Here is a 17,522-nt window from a genome sequence, read left to right on the forward strand (position 1 = left end):
GATGAGTAATACCACTTACAAACTCTCTTCGTTGAGCCCTTCGCCGATGGCCTACGTGATGGCCCTAGGTATGGGTGCTGGGCTCTTTCTCCTACTCCCCCTGACGCAGTATTTTGAGGGCGGGGGAGACGATGACCAGCAGCTGCGTCGTGTGAATACGACCCTGCCACCACCGCCGATCGAATTTGAAGAGCCCCCGCCTATCGAGGAACCTCCTCCGGAGACTCAAGTCGAGGAGCTAGAACAAGTTCAACCTGAGATCTCTCTCTCTTCACTGGGTGCCTCGCTCCAGGCAGGAGTAGGCGGTGCGACCGTTTCAACAGGAATCGATTTCGACACCCAGCCGGATACATTGGAGGAAATGATCTTCAGTATACGTGACCTGGATCGGGTTCCCCGCCGTATATCAGGGCGGCCGCCAGAGTACCCGTTTGACCTCAAGCGGAACAAAATCGAGGGTAAAGTTCGCCTGTCGGTGATTATTGATGAGACCGGCCGCGTGACTGTGGAAAAGGTTGTTGAATCAACTCACCGCGATTTTGAACGACCCGCTATCGAGTCTGCCGAAAGTTCGGTTTTTGAGAAACCGACTAAGGACGGTAAAGCTGTAAAAATCCGGTACGTGTATCCTTTTGTTTTCACCCTCAAATAATATTCTTTTATGAAAAATCTCATTCTTTCAACACTCGCGACTTGCGTCTTGGCCTCATCCGTTCCGGCTCAGAGCGAGATATTCACGCTTACCTCTGAATACTGGACCAGTGAGAGGTTCCTCGATCGCTTCATGGGTACTTACGGTGTCATCGAGGACATTGAGCCTGATATCACCGAAGAAGAAGCGGCCGTGTTCCAGACGCTTGTCCCCTTGCTCCAACAGGGACAGATCGATGCGGCGATTCAGCAGCTTGCAACAGCCATTACTCCCGAGTCGAGTGCAGCACTTGATTTCACGCTCGGGAATCTGTTTTTCGAGAAAGGACAAGCGAATCGTGCGCTCAGTTACTATCAGAATGCGCTGCGCAAGTTCCCCAATTTTGTGCGCGTCCATAAGAACATCGCTTTTGTGCATGTTCGAGGCGAGGCGTGGGATAAGGCTGTTCCGGCTCTTCTCAAAAGTATCGAGCTTGGACAGGAAGACAGTGATACATATGGATTGCTCGCCTTTGCCTATCTCATGGAAAAGAAATACGCTTCTGCGGAAAGTGCCTACAAGAATGCCCTGACCCTCGACCCAGAAAGTGTAGACTGGCGAAATGGACTCATTCGCGTGCTGATAGAGTCAGGACAGTTTGACCGCGGTATTCTCCTCCTCGACGAGGCAATTTTGAAAACACCCGAGGTAGCAGATTATTGGCTGATGCAAACGGATGCATTCGTCAGTTCCGGCCAAACAGATAAAGCAATCGCCAACCTCGAAATGATCAAACGACTTGGATTTGCCACCGGTGCAACGATGGAATTGTTGGGTAAAATTTACCTGCGTGAGGGCCTCCCCACATCCGCTTTTGAGGCATTCACTGCATCGATTGAATCCAATGACCCACTGGGGACTGACGCATATTTAGGTCTCGCTGAAACATTCGTCCTCCTCGGAAATTTTGAAGAAGCTGAAAAGTTTCTCGAGGAGATTGAAGAAGAGGCTGAGCTTTCGAATAAGGAGCAAATTACTTTTCTCGGTATTAAAGGTGAAATGCTCATTAATTCCGGTCGCGCTGAAGAAGCTTCGGAGATCTTAAATCAGCTCATCAGCCGCGATCCCAATAACGCCGACGCCATCATGACCTTGGCCGTTTATCACGAACGCAAAAGCGAATTTGAAAAGGCCGCCTTCCTGTATGAGCGTGCAACGAAAAATAGAGATCTCGATGTATCCGCTGAGGCTTACCTCGCCTACGCTCAAATGCGCGTCGGGCAGAAGATGTATGACAAGGCTCTCCCGTTGCTGCGGAGCTACTTAGATCTCAAGCGCAATACACGTGTGGAACGCTACCTTGAGTCAGTTGAGCGCGCAGCAGCCCAGGCCGCGGCCTCGAATGCTGGCGCTTAAAGCTTGTAGACTGAAAAGCTGATCTAGGATTTCAAAGCAGGCACCTTACAAGGTGCCTGTTTTTTTTGTTTATGTCGTTGGGATAGCTGAACGCATATGGTTATATTTTCAACATGAGCAGACAGGCGCGATTCTTGCGCGAAATCCTTAGGGCATTCAGCGCAAATTCGGTCGCTTGGATTGTCTGATTTTCTTTGGCCATGGGTCACGTCAAAGCGTTCCCATCCAATCATAGAGGAAGCTGGAAGAGCGGCGCTTCGTCGCCGCCTTGAGTTCCGGTAAAGGCTGACCGCCAGTGTAACCGCGACATCCCTAGTTCAACTTTCCAATTCCTTCTCGAGAAGCGACAGCAGTTCCTCGTCGGTCAGTTCTTTGGTTGCTTGATCGATTTCAAGGATCGACGTATCGCGTATTTTGTCGGCAATTCTTTTTGTAGGAGTGGATTCACTACTCTGAGTTGAAAGTTCTTCGAAAAGAAACGAAGCTAGTGCTGGAGCATTCGGATAATTGAATGCCACCGTCGTTTTTAGGGGGAGGCCCAGGGCACTTTGCAGCCGATTTTTGAGTTCGATGGCCATGAGGGAGTCGAGTCCCATCTCGAAAAATCCGTGGTCTTTCGGCAAATCGGAGACATCAGAAAAACCTAGAACAGAAGCAACTTCCTGGTGGAGGAGCACTAACAATCGTGCTGTTCCAGAATCCTTTCGACCCGCGATAAGTTCCTCTGCAAACGAGGTCAGTGCCATGCTCTCAGCGACGGCAGTTTCTTCCTTTTCCGTAGCGACCATCATATCTAAGACAGGGCGTCTTCCCCTTGTTTCAAAGAGGTCCTTGAAGATACGCCAGTCAACTTTAACTGCGATGCGTTGAGCAGCTCCAGAGGTTATCAGTTGTTCCAGTGTCTCCAGGCTTTCCTGGAGGCTGAATCCCCAGATGCCCATGGCTGCAAGTTGCGACATATTGTCTTCCGTAAGCATACCGCCCTCAGACCAGGGGCCCCAGTTGATAGCCGTCGCAGTGAGGCCCTGGGCCTGGCGATAGTGAGCGAATACGTCCAGAAAATGATTTGCTGCTGAGTAGAAGGGTTGGCCGGCAGAGCCCCAAGCTCCTGAGATCGATGAATAACAGACAAACCAATCTAAGTCGCAGGTCAGGCTTTGTTGGTGCAGATTCCAAGTCCCCGCGATTTTTGCATCTAGGATGTCTCGGTGCTCTTCGAAAACAGTCTCATTTATGGAGCGAATTTCAGGTTTCCCAGCTAGATGGAAGATACCTTTCAGAGGTTTGTTTAATTCTCTGATTGATTCAAAAATATCCGAGACGGCAACGGAATCAGAAATATCTGCTGTAATGACTTCAATGTGGATGCCTTTTTCCCGTAATTCGCCCAAAACTGTTTGTCGCTCGCTACCTTCATCGGGTTTGTTGCTGCCGAGCGTAACTAGAATAAGATCGCGTGCGCCACGACTCGCTAAAAAGCGTGCAAGTCTGCGCCCGATGCCGCCCATGCCGCCTGTCACTAGATAGCGTGCATCCGGGTCGCAGGCTATGGAATTTGGTTCCGGTGCAGCGGCACGTTCGAGTCGTGAAATCATCCTTCGGCTATCGCGAAAAGCCACCTGATCTTCGCCGTTGGGTTGAAGCATTTCTTGGATAGCGAGGTGGATTTCGGTGGTTTCCCAATCATCGATATCGATCGCGCCGCCCCAGAGCTGAGGGTGCTCAAGCGCAATCACTTTACCGAAGCCCCATAATGGAGAGGCATGGAGACCCGTGATCGTGTCGGAAACAGCGATAGGTTGTGCATTCTCCGAGAGAATCCAGATGCTGGCTGCTCGTGAATTTTGAGAGAGCATCTGTGTCGTCTCTAATAGGTCCTTGAGTAATACTTCGGCAGAATCTCGGTCTATGGATTTAGATGCAATCCAGACAATCCCTGCAACTCCATGATCCGGGATATCAAGTCCACTGGATAGTCGCTGAGCGCTTACCGAGTGCGACTCCAGTGCATCGACTAAATGTTGAGCCTGCGATAGGCTTTGGCCGATCACGCTCCAGTGATCAACTTCGTTAGAGAATTGCTTTGAAGTATCGCGCTCTCTGCTACGCCATTCGATCGCGTAGGTGCGATCACTCAGCGTCTGTCCAGATTCATTTACGGTCTGTGTTTCCTCTGTCGCAAAGACAATGTCTCGACCGTAGGCGACTAGCTCTCCCGTGGTATTGAGAAGAGTCACATCACCGGCATAACTATTTGAATCACTTCGGGTAATTCTCGCGTGGGCAGAACATGCGTTGCCTCCTGTGTTTTCTATCCATTCCCCAATCGATTTCGGATAGAAATAGCGGCCACCGCCTTGTGCAAAGGATTCATCAGGAATAGCCGCGGCGAATGTCTGTAGTGCCATTTCTGCGTTGGTTGACGCGCTGTTGGAAATCTTTGCCCAACATTCACCATCGCTGCGCCGCAAATTCAGAATTCCCTTCATCCGCGACGGTATTGAAGCACCTCTGTGTTCTAGCTGAAGATAGAAGCGGCTGCCTTCCATATCCATTTTAAGTCTATCGAGAATGACACCTTCATCTTCGATTGCAGGCTCTTTCGTTTCAGCTCTTCGCATAGTCTGCGGGTATTTTGTTTTTAGCTGATTGAGGTGAGGCAGGTTCGACAGAATGTCCTGGGTAGAGACACCGAAATCGAGAAGACACGCAATTTCGGTAATACCGATTTTACAGAGTTGATCGACGAGAGCTTGGCACTTGTCTGGTGTTCCCATCAGAGCGCGTTCTGCATAGAAGCGCTCGAACAAGAACCCGACGAATTCATCTTTATCGGAATCGCTCAAGGCCTCGATATCGACATCAGTCCCCCGGCTTGCTGCCAATCCCCTGAGTAAGTGCAAATTCTCTTTGAGGAAGGCACAGTAAGGAGCCCTAACGATTTTCCGTACCCTGTCATCGTCAGGTCCGACGAAGGTATGCAGCATGATCGAAATGTGTCCACCTTCAGGGTCGAGGCCCGCATCGCTACGTCCAGCTTTGTATTCCTGAAGTTTCAACTTGAGCTCCTCCGGCCCTTGATCGAGCAAGTGCGTCAGCAAATTGGCTCCTGCCTGGCCGGCTCGGTAAAAGCTCTTCGGATTTCCGGCAGCCGTGATCCAGTAGGGTAGTTCCTGTTGAATCGGCCTGGGATAAGTGCATACTTTAATGTCCTTCCCATTGCCGCCGGTAGCGGAAACAGGCTCGCCGCGCCAGAGCTTTCTAACGGTGTCTAATCCATCGAATAGAATTTCTTTACGGTGGTCGTAGTTCCCTGGAAACATAGCAAAGTCCCCAGGATTCCAACCGGGTGCAAAAGACAGCCCAACCCTTCCGTCAGACAAATTGTCAACGAGTGCCCAATCCTCGGCTACACGAAACGGATGATGGAGGGGCATAACCAGACTCCCTGCCATAAGCCGAATGTTCTGAGTCTCTCGAGCGAGAGCGGATAACAATACGACGGGGTTGGGATACAGGCCGCCAAACTCAGTGTAATGGCGTTCGGGCACCCATACGCTATTGAAGCCGTTCCGATCCGCAAAGCGTGTCGATTCCAAGACCAGGCGATAATTGTCTTCGGGTGCCTCAGATTCGGTCCCGTTGAAGAACATGATGCCAAAGTCCATCCCTAGGTTTGGCGTTGCGGTCGAGCTCAGCTCGGGCGCTGGAGCAATGTCCATTGCAGCCGCGGACTGCCAGGTGTCATCGGGGGTGGAGCGAGAGAAAAATTTGACGGCGCATCGGCCATCAAGTCTGACTCGCAATATTGTTTGCAGTTCAAGCGAGTCATTGGAAATACTCGGTGGTGAGAATTTCATGTTATCGCACACGCAAACGGTTTCATGTTTAGATCCCCATGCGGCATGGGCCGCTTCAACAAACCAACTCGTCGGAATTGTTTCCCTTCCCTGAGTGGCATAGCCGTCAAACTCACCCGCGTTGATTCGCTTGATCCAGATCTTATCATCAGGCTGGTCTCCTTGTCCGGGGAATTCTGCACCGAGTATCGGATGTTGGTTCTTGGGGGGCGAAATTTCTGGGGCTTTTGGTGTGGTAGTAACCCAGTAGCGCTGCCTTTGGAACGGGTAGTTCGGTAGCGGAATGCTGGGCGTTACACGGACCTTGGCCAAATCTGACCAGTTGATCGCATGCCCTTGCTCAAACAAGGTGCTTAAGGTTTTTGAGAAGTCCTCTAATGGCCCTCCCATTGGGCTCAGGGCCTGCATCCAATGGGCGGGATGCTTACCCCAGCACTTTTTGGCTAGACCGGTCAGGATGGGCTTGGGCCCTACTTCAAGAAAGGTTTGGTATCCTGATTCTTGACAGAAGCGCACCGAGTCGGCGAATCGAACTGGGCTCAACACGTGCTGCAGCCAATACTCATGTTGGATGATCGTGTTAGAGGAGACGGGCTCACCGGTCAAATTGCTCAGGACCGTGATCTCGGGTGCATGGAACTCAATTTCATTTAAAATGGAGCGAAAATCCTCGATTATCGGGAGCATCAGCGGAGAGTGGAATGCGTGAGAGACTTTTAATGGAATCGCTCGGATTGCTCTCTTCTCCAGGGTTTCCAAAATCTGTCCCATAGCCCCTCGGGAACCCGATATTACGGTTTCTCCTGGAGCATTCAGCCCAGCAATAGCCAGGTCGGGATAGCGCCGGATGAGCGGCTCGACTATTTCGCTTTCGGCAAAAACTGCCGTCATGGCACCATTAGCCGGAAGCTGCTGCATCAAGCGTCCGCGGTGCGCTACTAATTTGAGTCCGTCTTCTAAGCTAAAGACTCCTGCCCAACATGCAGCCACGACTTCTCCCAAACTGTGGCCAATCAGCGCTGTCGGCTTAATCCCGAGACTGTCGAAGACCCGTAAAAGGCTGTATTCGAGTGCAAATAGAGCCGGTTGGGCGAGTCGTGTTTGATGGATGGAATCAGACTTTTGCCCGAACAAAACGTTGGATATCGACTCCCCAAGCAACGGTTCTAGCAGTGAGTCGCAGCGGTCGAACGTCGCTCTGAAAATAGGATTGTGTCGATAAAACGCCGCTCCCATTTCCGGATACTGTGACCCCTGACCTGTAAGTAACATACAGATTCTGGAGTCGTTTGCATGTGTAGCTCTTTCCCAGGGTGCGTCCCCGATCAACTTACTGAGCTGGTCTAAACATGCCTGATGTGAATCCGCTGTGAATGAGGCGCGGATGGGCATCGGCTGTCTGCCTAAAGCGAGTGTTTGTGCGACACTATCCAGATGCAGCTCAGTGTTTTGTTCAAAATAGTATTTCAGCCGTTGTGCTGCGTCTTTGAGAGCATCCGGTGTTTGAGCGCTCAGGCAGAAAGAACGGTGGACCTCAGAATCATTTTTTTGCAGAGCCGAGTGAGGTGCAGAGCCGAGGATGACGTGAGCATTCGTTCCGGTGAATCCGAACGAACTGACTCCGGCGTATCGTGGCTTATCAGATTTCCAGGACTCTGATTTTGCGATTACTTCGACAGACATCTCGCTCCAGGGAACATGCGGATTAGGCGCTTTGAAGTGAAGGTTTGCAGGAAGGTGTCGGTTTTTTAGCGCTAGGGCGACCTTGATGAGTCCGGCGATGCCTGCTGCCGCTTCGAGGTGGCCAATATTCGATTTTACTGCACCAATTTTTAGCGCCGGTGCTTCTGGAGAAGACCGTTTCAGCGACCGAGCCAGCGCTTTGACTTCGATAGGATCACCCAATGAGGTCCCCGTCCCGTGGGCTTCGACATAGTCTATTAGCTCTGGGTTTAACTGAGCTTTATCAAGAGCGGCTTGAACCACTTTCTCTTGCGAAGGGCCGTTCGGAGCGGTCAAGCCATTGCTCGCACCGTCTTGATTGACGGCAGAACCCTTGATGATTGCGTATATCGGATCGCCGTCTTTTTGGGCGGCTTCAAGTGGCTTGAGAAGCACGGCTCCACAACCTTCTCCACGCACATAGCCATTGGCCGATGCATCGAATGCCTTGCAACGGCCATCCGGTGCCATCATCTGCGCTTGGGAGAATGTCACCGTAAGTTCCGGCGTCAAAATCAGGTTTACTCCTGCTGCGAGAGCCAGTTCGGATTCGCCATTCAACAAGCTTTGACAGGCTTGATGCACAGCGACGAGCGAGGCCGAACAAGCAGTGTCGATTGCCATGGCTGGCCCCTGCCAGCCAAAGTGGTAGGCCAAACGCCCGGCAGCGGCACTCAGGGCATTGCCGGTTCCGGTATTGCTATCGATGATCTCTGGGGCACCACGCAGAGTTATATTTGCGTAGTCGTTATTGCTGATGCCGACATAGACCGATGTTTTAGACCCACGGAGTGTCTCGGGATTGATACCTGCGTTCTCGAGTGTTTCCCATGTGACCTCTAATAGCAGACGCTGCTGGGGATCCATCTGGATTGCCTCACGCGGGGAGATGCGGAAAAAACTGGGATCAAACTGGTCTATTTGCTCAAGGAAGCCGCCAAACTTTGAGGTGGTCTTGCCGGGCTCCCGCTGCCCTCTATTCCATGCCCTCCAGTCCCAGCGATCCTATGGTATTTCACTGATTGCGTCCGTTTCGTCTACCAATAGTTGCCAGAAAGCTTCCAGAGAATCTGCTTTGCCTGGTAAGCGACAATCCATCCCGACTATTGCGACGTCGCCAGATTTTGCTTCCGCCTTGGTAGGTGATTGGGTTAGTTCTGCGTCTGTTAAATGATCCACCAATTGGCTAATGCATGGGAAATCAAATAAAAGGGTGGGGGATACAGGCGTCTTCAGATGCTCCTCTAACTGCCCTGAGAGTGCTATGAGTTTTGTGGAATCGAGTGCGTATTGAGTGAATGGAGCATTAGAATCTATATCTGTGAAAGAAAGACCCGCAGATGTGGCTACACTTTTGCGCAACCATCGAGTTAGCGCTAACGAGTCGTCGTTTTTTGAATCGGAGTGAAGTAGGCTTGGGTGGGGTGAGGTAGCGGCATTCATAGTCTCGGCTGTCGCTTGCCACCTGAAGACCGCTTTTAGACTACCTTCTTCAAATTGCCTTTTAGACCCTCGACGTTGGATTTTACCGCTAGAAGTTTTGGGCAATGCCCCCGGTGATAGGATCTCGATAGCATGAATATCGACCTCGTGGTCGCGAGAGACTGCTTGCCGGATAGCTAGGCAAGCTTGATTGAAATCCAATTTCCTCAATGCTTCGCGCTCAACTTCTTGAACAACAACTAGAAGCTCTTCGTTGTTTTGGCTTATCGAAAAAGCCGCTCCGCTTGATGGACGGAGCCCAGCTACTGCCTGCTGTACGCTAAGCTCAACATCTTGTGGGTAGATATTCCGACCTCGGAGGATGATCAGTTCCTTGATGCGGCCGCAAATATAGAGCTGATCCTTGTAGAAGAAGCCGAGGTCGCCTGTCCTAAGAAAAGGCCCTTCATGCGTATTCGAAGTGTATGCGTGAAAGGTCTCTCTCGTAGCTTCAGGGTTATTCCAATAACCCTTAGCAACGTGCCTGCCCCGAATCCAAATTTCGCCGACATAGCCTGAGTTAAGCCGATTACGCGAGCTAGGATCGGTAATAACTATTTCATCGTTTAGAATAGAGCTCCCACAGCTCATCAAACGGATGGCCTTTTCATCTGTCAGAGTTGATTCCACTGCCAGGTTTTGCTCTAATTCAGAGGCCTCGAAGGCGGTGTAGATGGGGAAAGTCCCAGCTGGATTACTCGATGCGATCAAAGTAGACTCGGCCATGCCATAGCACGGGAAAAAGCACGAGGGATTGAGTCCGCAGTCGGCGAATTTTTCGGCGAAAGCCTCCATGACCTCGACACGGATTGGCTCAGATCCATTGAAGAGGCTCTTTAAGCTACTGAAATTGAGGCCCACTTTGTCCTCATCTTTGATTTTTTGAAGGCAGAGCTCGAAAGCGAAATTAGGGCCTCCTGTCGTACAGGGCCGATATTTGGTAATTGCTTGTAGCCAGCGAAGAGGCTTCTGGATAAAAGCAGCAGGTGCCATAAACACGCAATGTGCTCCCAAGTAAAGCGGGTGAAGCATACCAGCAATCAGGCCCATATCATGAAAAACCGGGAGCCAGGTGAGCCAGGTAGACTCTTCGGTCAGTCCCGTTGCCTCGGTGAGCATCTCTTCGTTGAAGATGATATTGTCGTGCGTGACCATTACCCCTTTCGGAGCTGCGGTGGAACCCGAAGTATATTGTAGGAAAGCTATGTCCTCCGGCCCAGCTGAGCGAAAGGAAGGGACTTCTGAATCAACGGAGTCTCCCAACGTATCGGTAGCGACAACTGGCAAGTGCTCTGATTGAATCCATCCTTCGATTTTTGCAGCGGCATCTGCTTGTGTGAAAACTGCCTGAGCCTCTGCATCTTTTAAGATGAGTTCGATACGCGGCATATGCCTCTGGTTGCGCGGAGGATAGGCAGGAACGGCGATGATTCCTGCATGGAGGCAGCCCAAAAAAGCAGGAAGAAAGGCGATACCAGGGCTGTATAGAAGCAGAATCCTAGATCCGGAAGTAATGGCACGGCCCCGAATCTCAGCACTGACTGCAAGGGTCTGCCTCCATAATTCACCAAAGCCAAGGCACACCTCAATGCCATCTTTCTCCCTCAGGTAAGTATACGCCACCTTATCCGGCTGCTGCTCAGCCCAAAGGGCCAAACGAGAGACGATAGTATCTGTTCCAGACGACGAAACTTGAAGGCTCATGGAGAGAGAAACAAACAGCTAAACAGAATAAGAAAAGGCCCAATTGAAACGAGAATCTTAAGGGACAGGCATTCTATAAGTTGTTGAGACTATGCCAACTCCGACAAATCAGGGAGCGTAAGATCTTGACCATAATCCGCTCCCGAACCAGCCCGATCAATAAGCACCGATCCACAGCCGGACTTTAACGCAACTTCAATATCTTTGCGCTCGTTCCCGACATATATTGCGTCGCGACACATATATCCTAATTCCTCGCATATGGATTCAAGCGTTACCTTCGAAGGTTTCCGCCAGCCGCAATCGCCTGAGGTAAGAACCACGTCGACGAGTTCCGACAAACCCGAATACTGAATATCCTCCATGACCAATTCCCGAGGCATGCCATACGGAACATCGGTGAAGACCCCGATCGACGCTCCTGATTTCTTGAGACGGGTTAAGCAACCATGCACTTCAGGAAAGCATGACAGTCTCTGTCTGAATACCTTGAAGAACGCCCTAGCAGCACCTAGAACGCACCCGGCATCTTGACCACTTGCTCCAAGACTACGACACACCTCATCAAGGATCTCAGAGAAGCTAAACTCGTTTTCTCGCGGGTTTTTGCGAGTGTTAAAACGTGATAACACCTCAGACGCTGATTTATATTGGCTCTTACTGGGTGCAGCCTCGAGATATTCCGCCAGAGACTTTAGAGCATCTTGATAATGTTCACTCCAACTCAAAGGAATCCCTTCGTATTCAACGAGCGTATCACCAAGATCAAAAATAACTGCACGCCCAATCTCCATCTCGATAAGGTGCCCTGATGACGGCGCTAGCCGACATTGGGGCCACCGGCTGGATATGGGTGACCGGTGGAGTGGGATTGGGTGAAGGGGTGGTGCATCATGCCGCTTTCTGTTAGAACGTCATCAGGTTCAGATCTCGATTGGTAGCCGACGAAGAAATACTGGCAAAACTTTTCTCCGTGCCTTGGCGCCCCCGTGAGAGATTTTTGGCGACGGAGTGGGTCGGAGCGATAGATGATCGAGCCGCGGAAGGCGCAGAAAGGACGCGGAAGCAGTTTCTTTGGGCTCTTTGCGTTTTGAGCGAGTGCAGCGAGCGGGCGTGAGGAACATACTCTTTTGCCACGGATAAGCGCAGATGAAACTCGGATTTGGGTGTAGAACACTTTCCTTGGCTAGGTGGAGGGGCAGAATCTCTTCGGGTGCGCAAAATACGGGGAAGATATACTTTGCGTTGAAACGAACTGATTCTGCTGCGAAGACGGCATTCTCTTTTACCCCATACGCCAAAGACTCACGCGGCGGCTTGCCGACGTTGTGAGCTCTGTCTTGTTCGGCTAGTCTTTATTTTGAGTAACGAACCGACTGCATAGTTCTAGTCGATTTCCGCAAGGATCGTCAAAATACAAAGCATAGTAAGTAGGCGAATATTCAGGACAAAACATTGGGCCCTCGATATTCCTAGCTCCAGCCGAAGTCACCAACTCTCCAAGGCGATCGACATCGTTCTTCGTTTCTGCCCAGAATGCAAGACGAGTCGAGTTAGGGACGTGCTTGGGGTCTTCGATCAATCCAATGAACTCTGGCTTAGGATGATCCCGTCGAGCATGATAAGCGTTGCCAATCGGAATCTTGTCTAAATCAGGAAAACCGATGGCCGGAAGAAACACCGAGTAAAATACTTGTGCCTCTTCTAGATTTGAGACTCGAAGGTCAATATGGTCGAAGATTCTGATCATTTTAAATGCCGAACAGTTAATATTATATCAACGAATCGTCCTGATAATTCTGGGGATTTATGTTTGTTGTGATGGCGAGATGGAAGTGGCTGAACATCATGTGCTTGGTTGTGTGCTTCGCGTGCGCGGATGGATAGTTTTTAAAAGTACTTTGGTATATTGGGGCGAGGAAAAAGAGTGTGGGGTGAGGTCTTTGGGGGAAGAGTCCGCTTGGATAGGGATGGGCTGAGTTGCGACGTGTCAGTAGTGGCTAGTTGGGATTTCTGGCATTTGGATCTATCCGCTAATGGACGCGAATTAACGCTAATTTCTCCTGCCATCTTCATGACGTGAGGATTCAGCTCAAATCATCCATATTTTCGACTGCTTTCGAGCATCGTCGACTATGGGTTAGATGCCTACCAATCTGTATCGCAGTTGAACTGCCTGTGATTCAATTTTCATCCAGTATTTTCTCCGCGCCTCGAGCGAAGCGAGCGCGAGGTAAAACATTTTAACCGCAGATTTTTCAGATGGGCAAAGATTGCTTTCGGGAGACCTATTCTCCTCGCCGGAGTAATGGCTGTGAACCATCTTATTTACTCCATTTCTATGCGTGGAGTCGTATCACGAGTTATCGAAGGAGTAGGCGCCTAAATGAGCTCGGTGAATACAGGCTCCCAGGTATGGCTAGTTTCTCTAGGCCCCGGCGATCGTGACTCTTTAGTTGTGTGCGTGTAATTTCTTCTGGCTTGATCGATCCGTCATCAGGTCGTGTCTTCGTCGGTAGATGACAAAAACGATTTGGCTAGGCTTGAGTGCATGTCTCGTATGTGGCGGCTTTTGGTGGATTATAGGCCAGAATAAGCCTGAGGCTATCGTGGAGCCTGTTGTGATGGGGGATGCCGTGAATGCGATCGCGGGCAACCTCGAGGTGAAGTCTGTTCTCGAAACTGTTGTAAAGTCCGAACGGTACGGAGTCGTGCGTCGGGTAGCCGCGCTACCGATAGATCAGGCGGTTTCGATTGAGGTGGGAGAGATGATTGCGGAACTCGATACGATTGAATTAGATTCTCAAATCGAATTGCTCAATCTGCAGTTAGCCAGCGCTCGTGATCGTGAGAAAAGTCCGTCTGAATTTGAGCTCCAAGTCGATCGGCTCAATCGCGAGCAATCCGAGCTTGCCGCTTTGGGAGAGGCCGGGCGTGTGTCGAATGCGCAAATTGAAAACATTGAGGCAGAGGTTGAGCGTTTGACTCTGTTGGCAAGCCAGGAGAAGCAGCGCCGAACTCAAGAGGTTGTTTTATTGGAAAGCCAATTGGCGCAGCGTCAGTTCGAAAAACAACAAATGACCATCGTTGCACCGAGCGCCGGTACTTTAAATGCAACCTATGTTTTTCAAGGGGATATCGTGAACCCAGGCAGTTCAGTGGCGCGCATTTTTTCCCATCAGAATTTTATAGAGGTCTCGGTTCGTGAGGAGGATTTCGCGGGGTTAGCCATTGGCAATTTAGTCGAGGGCCGATTTCAGGCATATCCAGGAGAAACGTTTACGGGGAGTGTGACTGGATTGTCTCCGTTAGCTAATGCTGTGAATCGTCAACGCAGCGTCTTTGTGGAATTGGATTTAAATGATCGCGATCTGGTTCCTGGAATGACTGGACAGGCCGTCTTGATAAAAGATGTACGGAGTTCCGTGACTGTTGTCCCTCGCCGAGCTTGGATTGGCGGTCATGTCTACGTTGTTGATCAAGGGAAAGTTGAAATCCGTGAGGTTGAAACCGGTTTTGTGGGTATGGAGCAAGTAGAGATTCTTTCGGGTGTCGAGGCTGGGGAATGGGTGATTGTGGACCGTCCACATCGATTCCGAGATGGGGAGAGTATTTCTATAAAGAAATTATAATTCGATAAAATGGACGTCGCGCTCACTATTGCCTATCGCTTTGCACTCTCGCGTCGTCGAAGCATGGCTATGAGCCTATTCGGGGTAGTTCTAGGGGTAGGGTTTTACATCCTTACGCAAGCTCAGACCGGAGGCTATCAATCGTTCTTTGTAGAAACAATTTTGGGAACGAATGGAGCAATTCAAGTTACTGATCGGTTTCAGGATACTCTAGAGCCCATGGAGCTTGGTGTGGATGGTAAGTTGTTACGGGTCAGACAGCGCCAGGGAAAGCAATACGAAGAGGGCGTTGCCTATCCGGGTTTACTTATGGATGCGCTGTCTGAATTTGAGGCGATTCTTGGACAATCAGAAGTCTTGGAATCGCAGATTCGTGTGAGTAGTGGGTTTCGGCGTCAAATCGCTGCATTGTATGGCATCCGGATCGAAGACCATCGTCTTGTTTCGTCTATCGAGAGTCAGGTGGTCTTAGGGGATAGCGTTAGTTTTGAGCATGATACACTGAGTGTTATGATCAGTCCCAGAATGGCTGAGAGTTTGGGGGTGCGCCTTGGGGAAATGATAACACTCGAATCGTCCGACCAAGTTCGTAGTTATCGAATAGCGGCGCTTGTGGAATCTGGGGTGAGTGCGATCGATAAGGTGAGGATTTACATCGATATTGGCGAAGCCCGTTCTCTTCTGGGCAAACCCTTTGGGGAATCGACGATTCAACTCTCGATCAACGATCCAATCGATGCTCCATGGATCGCGGCTCAAATAGAGTCTACTCTGGGGCATGCTGCCGCATCCTGGCAGGAACGCGAACAAGTGTGGCTGGGGGTATTCAATGCGCTCTCTGTATCCGCAGGGATTAGCATGAGTGCCCTGATCGTCTTGGCGGGATTGGGCATTTACAACTCTCTCTCCATGCAGGTGGTTGAAAAGCAGCGTGAGGTAGCGATCCTGCGAGCTATGGGCTATCATCGCGCTGATATTACCCGGGTTTTTCTCTACCAAGGTCTTATGGTCGCCGTGGTTGGGATTGCTGGAGGCTGGATATTTGGAGCCGCTACCACATGGTTAGTGACTCAGATTCCACTTCGCATCCGAGGCATATTCTCGAGCGATCATTTTGTGGTATCATGGGATAGTGTGGATTATCTCGTCGGGGCATTAATCGCATTAATCATTGCTATGCTGGGGAGTATTTTGCCCGCGCTCAGAGGAAGTCGCATTGAACCCGCAACAGTGATTCGGGGGAACTAACCAATGGGAGAAATTCAACAGGCACTCGTATGCAAAGATCTGTTATGCTGTCTGGGTGAGGGCGCCAGTAGAATCGTTGCAGTGGATCATGTGAACCTGTCAATCAGTCCAGGTGAAGTCGTTTCAATTTCTGGTCCTTCAGGGTGTGGAAAAAGCAGTTTGCTCTACGCGCTTGGCCTTTTGGATCAAGTGTCAGGGGGCGAAATAGAGATCGCGGGTAAACCTGTTCCAGCGGAAGATTCTGAACGCACGCGTCTAAGGAATGAAGCGATTGGTTTTGTTTTCCAATTCCACTATTTGTTACCCGAGTTTACGGCTTTGGAAAATGTCCTCATCCCGATGCGGAAACTTGGTGCAAGACAGGCATCGAGTGATTATGCGCGTGAGCTTCTCGCTGCGGTCGATATGTCCGATTTGGCTCATCGACCAGCTCACCAGCTATCGGGGGGGGAACGCCAGCGCGTTGCTCTTGCGCGGGCACTCGCCAATCATCCAAGTATCTTGCTGGCAGATGAGCCGACGGGAAATCTGGACCAGGAGAACTCGGACCGTGTCTTTCAGCTTTTGAAGCGCTTATCGTCAGAGAAGCAGATGGGTGTGTTGATGGTGACCCACAATGCAAGCCTGGCGGAGCAAGCGGATCGTTGTTTATCGATGCTAGATGGCCGCATCGTCAACTATTGAACAGGAATACCCGGAACGTTGTGTTGCCCGCTTATCTGAAACACAAAAGGTAACCGGAAAAATCCGGCTACCTTTTGCTGTAAAATTGGACAGATAAGATAGTCCAACATAGACGAACATCAATGATCTGAAATTACAAGAGACGTTAGCCAGCGAAACAATGCAGTCAGATGCACTAACTTAAACCTCCCTGGGACTGACAATGCTGCGCGACGTAATGTCTCATACAACCTGAGTCATGTCTAATACGCTGCCAGTTGTATCAATTTTCGGAACGGGTTCATTTTTCTGAGAAATTCTTTCACAGGCATCCCATAGAAATTCTAATTTTCCTGGACCACAGATTACGCAGATTTACACAGATAAGTATTTTGTTATTAGGTGTTTATGATTGTCCTCAAGAAGGATGAAAGTTACATGTTTACCCTTTGAATTGGCGGGGTATCCATACGCTTTATCCTATAGAATTTTGTGAACGATTCTCTTTTTCGTAAATCTCTCTTGTTCATAAAGATCTGTGAATATCTGCGTGATCTGTGGTCAAAATCATGGGATAGTTGTGAAATTCTTTGTGAAAACTAAAGCGTACGCATGGATTGCGATCTGGACAGGATTGAAGTGGTTCCGAACCTTGGACAGGTTTTTTTGTTCTGTTAAGGTGTAGCTCAGCCAGCTCCTGAAGGAAGTCGAGATTGAACACGTTCAATGGTTTGTATGTGTGTTATGGGGTCGCTGCCTTTGCGGAGTGCAGGCCGTCCCCAAAGGGGGGCCGCGGTAGCGGCAAGGCCGGAGCGGAGCGAAGGCAGCGAGGGATTCATGCGGCTTGCTTCAGCTCAAAGCCAGAGCGGTATTTTTCCAAAGGACTCATTCCAAGGCTTTGGTGATTGCGATTGTTGTATTTTTTGAAAAATGCCGAGAAACCGCGATGGAGCTCCGACATCGTTTCGTAGCCGCGGATGTAGATGTCGTCATATTTGACCGTGCGCCATAGCCGTTCGATCATCACGTTGTCCAAGGCTCTGCCTTTGCCATCCATGCTTATTTTAATCTCATGGGATTTTAGGACGCCCGTGAAGGCATCTGAAGTAAATTGGCTGCCTTGGTCTGTATTGATGATCTCAGGAACGCCTTCTGCCTCTAAAG

At 50.3% G+C, this 17,522-nt stretch carries 10 protein-coding genes; 5 read left to right on the forward strand and 5 right to left on the reverse strand.

All coding sequences use genetic code 11. The annotated features are described in order from the left end of the window. Position 1 precedes the first annotated feature (1 nt). Together HRU10_11250 and HRU10_11255 are read left to right on the forward strand one after the other, a co-directional pair. The gene (locus HRU10_11250; protein NRA27807.1) at positions 2-652 is read left to right on the forward strand and encodes an energy transducer TonB; all 651 of its coding nucleotides are present in this window, start codon (positions 2-4) and stop codon (positions 650-652) included. Between the two features lie 9 nt (positions 653-661). Then, positions 662-2,047, forward strand: a complete 1,386-nt coding sequence (locus tag HRU10_11255; GenBank protein NRA27808.1) for a tetratricopeptide repeat protein — start codon at positions 662-664, stop codon at positions 2,045-2,047. Between the two features lie 317 nt (positions 2,048-2,364). Here HRU10_11255 and HRU10_11260 read toward each other — a convergent pair whose 3' ends face one another. From HRU10_11260 to HRU10_11275, 4 genes are all read right to left on the reverse strand, one after another. Then, positions 2,365-8,496 carry an LLM class flavin-dependent oxidoreductase gene (locus HRU10_11260; GenBank protein ID NRA27809.1) on the reverse strand — a complete coding sequence of 2,044 codons (6,132 nt, stop codon included), beginning with the start codon at positions 8,494-8,496 and terminating at the stop codon, positions 2,365-2,367. A gap of 138 nt (positions 8,497-8,634) precedes the next feature. Beyond that, positions 8,635-10,815, reverse strand: a complete 2,181-nt coding sequence (locus tag HRU10_11265; GenBank protein ID NRA27810.1) for an AMP-binding protein — start codon at positions 10,813-10,815, stop codon at positions 8,635-8,637. An 89-nt stretch (positions 10,816-10,904) separates the two neighbouring features. Then, on the reverse strand, positions 10,905-11,609 hold the full coding sequence (locus HRU10_11270) for an HAD family hydrolase (protein NRA27811.1): 705 nt from the start codon (positions 11,607-11,609) through the stop codon (positions 10,905-10,907). Positions 11,610-12,163: 554 nt separating this feature from the next. After that, positions 12,164-12,565 carry a VOC family protein gene (locus tag HRU10_11275; protein ID NRA27812.1) on the reverse strand — a complete coding sequence of 134 codons (402 nt, stop codon included), beginning with the start codon at positions 12,563-12,565 and terminating at the stop codon, positions 12,164-12,166. 769 nt (positions 12,566-13,334) lie between these two features. Between HRU10_11275 and HRU10_11280 the strand changes: the two genes are divergently transcribed. From HRU10_11280 to HRU10_11290, 3 genes are read left to right on the forward strand one after another with little or no spacing between them, the layout of a single operon-like run. Continuing rightward, positions 13,335-14,447, forward strand: coding sequence for an efflux RND transporter periplasmic adaptor subunit (locus HRU10_11280; GenBank protein NRA27813.1), 1,113 nt, complete (start codon positions 13,335-13,337; stop codon positions 14,445-14,447). 9 nt (positions 14,448-14,456) lie between these two features. Then, positions 14,457-15,695 (forward strand): ABC transporter permease, encoded by a 1,239-nt coding sequence (locus HRU10_11285; protein ID NRA27814.1) that lies wholly within the window; start codon positions 14,457-14,459, stop codon positions 15,693-15,695. Between the two features lie 3 nt (positions 15,696-15,698). After that, positions 15,699-16,379, forward strand: a complete 681-nt coding sequence (locus HRU10_11290) for an ABC transporter ATP-binding protein (GenBank protein ID NRA27815.1) — start codon at positions 15,699-15,701, stop codon at positions 16,377-16,379. A gap of 814 nt (positions 16,380-17,193) precedes the next feature. Here the strand turns inward: HRU10_11290 and HRU10_11295 are convergent. Next, a partial coding sequence (locus tag HRU10_11295; protein NRA27816.1) for a transposase occupies positions 17,194-17,522 on the reverse strand: 329 nt, incomplete at its 5' end.

Source organism: Opitutales bacterium (assembly GCA_013215165.1).
Taxonomy (GTDB): domain Bacteria; phylum Verrucomicrobiota; class Verrucomicrobiia; order Opitutales; family JABSRG01; genus JABSRG01.

Bases quoted from the DNA above. Each gene is read 5' to 3' on its own strand.
- HRU10_11280 (NRA27813.1), top strand. From the start codon at position 13,335: ATGACAAAAACGATTTGGCTAGGCTTGAGTGCATGTCTCGTATGTGGC.
- HRU10_11250 (NRA27807.1), top strand. From the start codon at position 2: ATGAGTAATACCACTTACAAACTCTCTTCGTTGAGCCCTTCGCCGATG.
- HRU10_11290 (NRA27815.1), top strand. From the start codon at position 15,699: ATGGGAGAAATTCAACAGGCACTCGTATGCAAAGATCTGTTATGCTGT.
- HRU10_11255 (NRA27808.1), top strand. From the start codon at position 662: ATGAAAAATCTCATTCTTTCAACACTCGCGACTTGCGTCTTGGCCTCA.
- HRU10_11285 (NRA27814.1), top strand. From the start codon at position 14,457: ATGGACGTCGCGCTCACTATTGCCTATCGCTTTGCACTCTCGCGTCGT.
- HRU10_11270 (NRA27811.1), bottom strand. From the start codon at position 11,609: ATGGAGATTGGGCGTGCAGTTATTTTTGATCTTGGTGATACGCTCGTT.
- HRU10_11275 (NRA27812.1), bottom strand. From the start codon at position 12,565: ATGATCAGAATCTTCGACCATATTGACCTTCGAGTCTCAAATCTAGAA.
- HRU10_11260 (NRA27809.1), bottom strand. From the start codon at position 8,496: ATGGATCCCCAGCAGCGTCTGCTATTAGAGGTCACATGGGAAACACTC.
- HRU10_11265 (NRA27810.1), bottom strand. From the start codon at position 10,815: ATGAGCCTTCAAGTTTCGTCGTCTGGAACAGATACTATCGTCTCTCGT.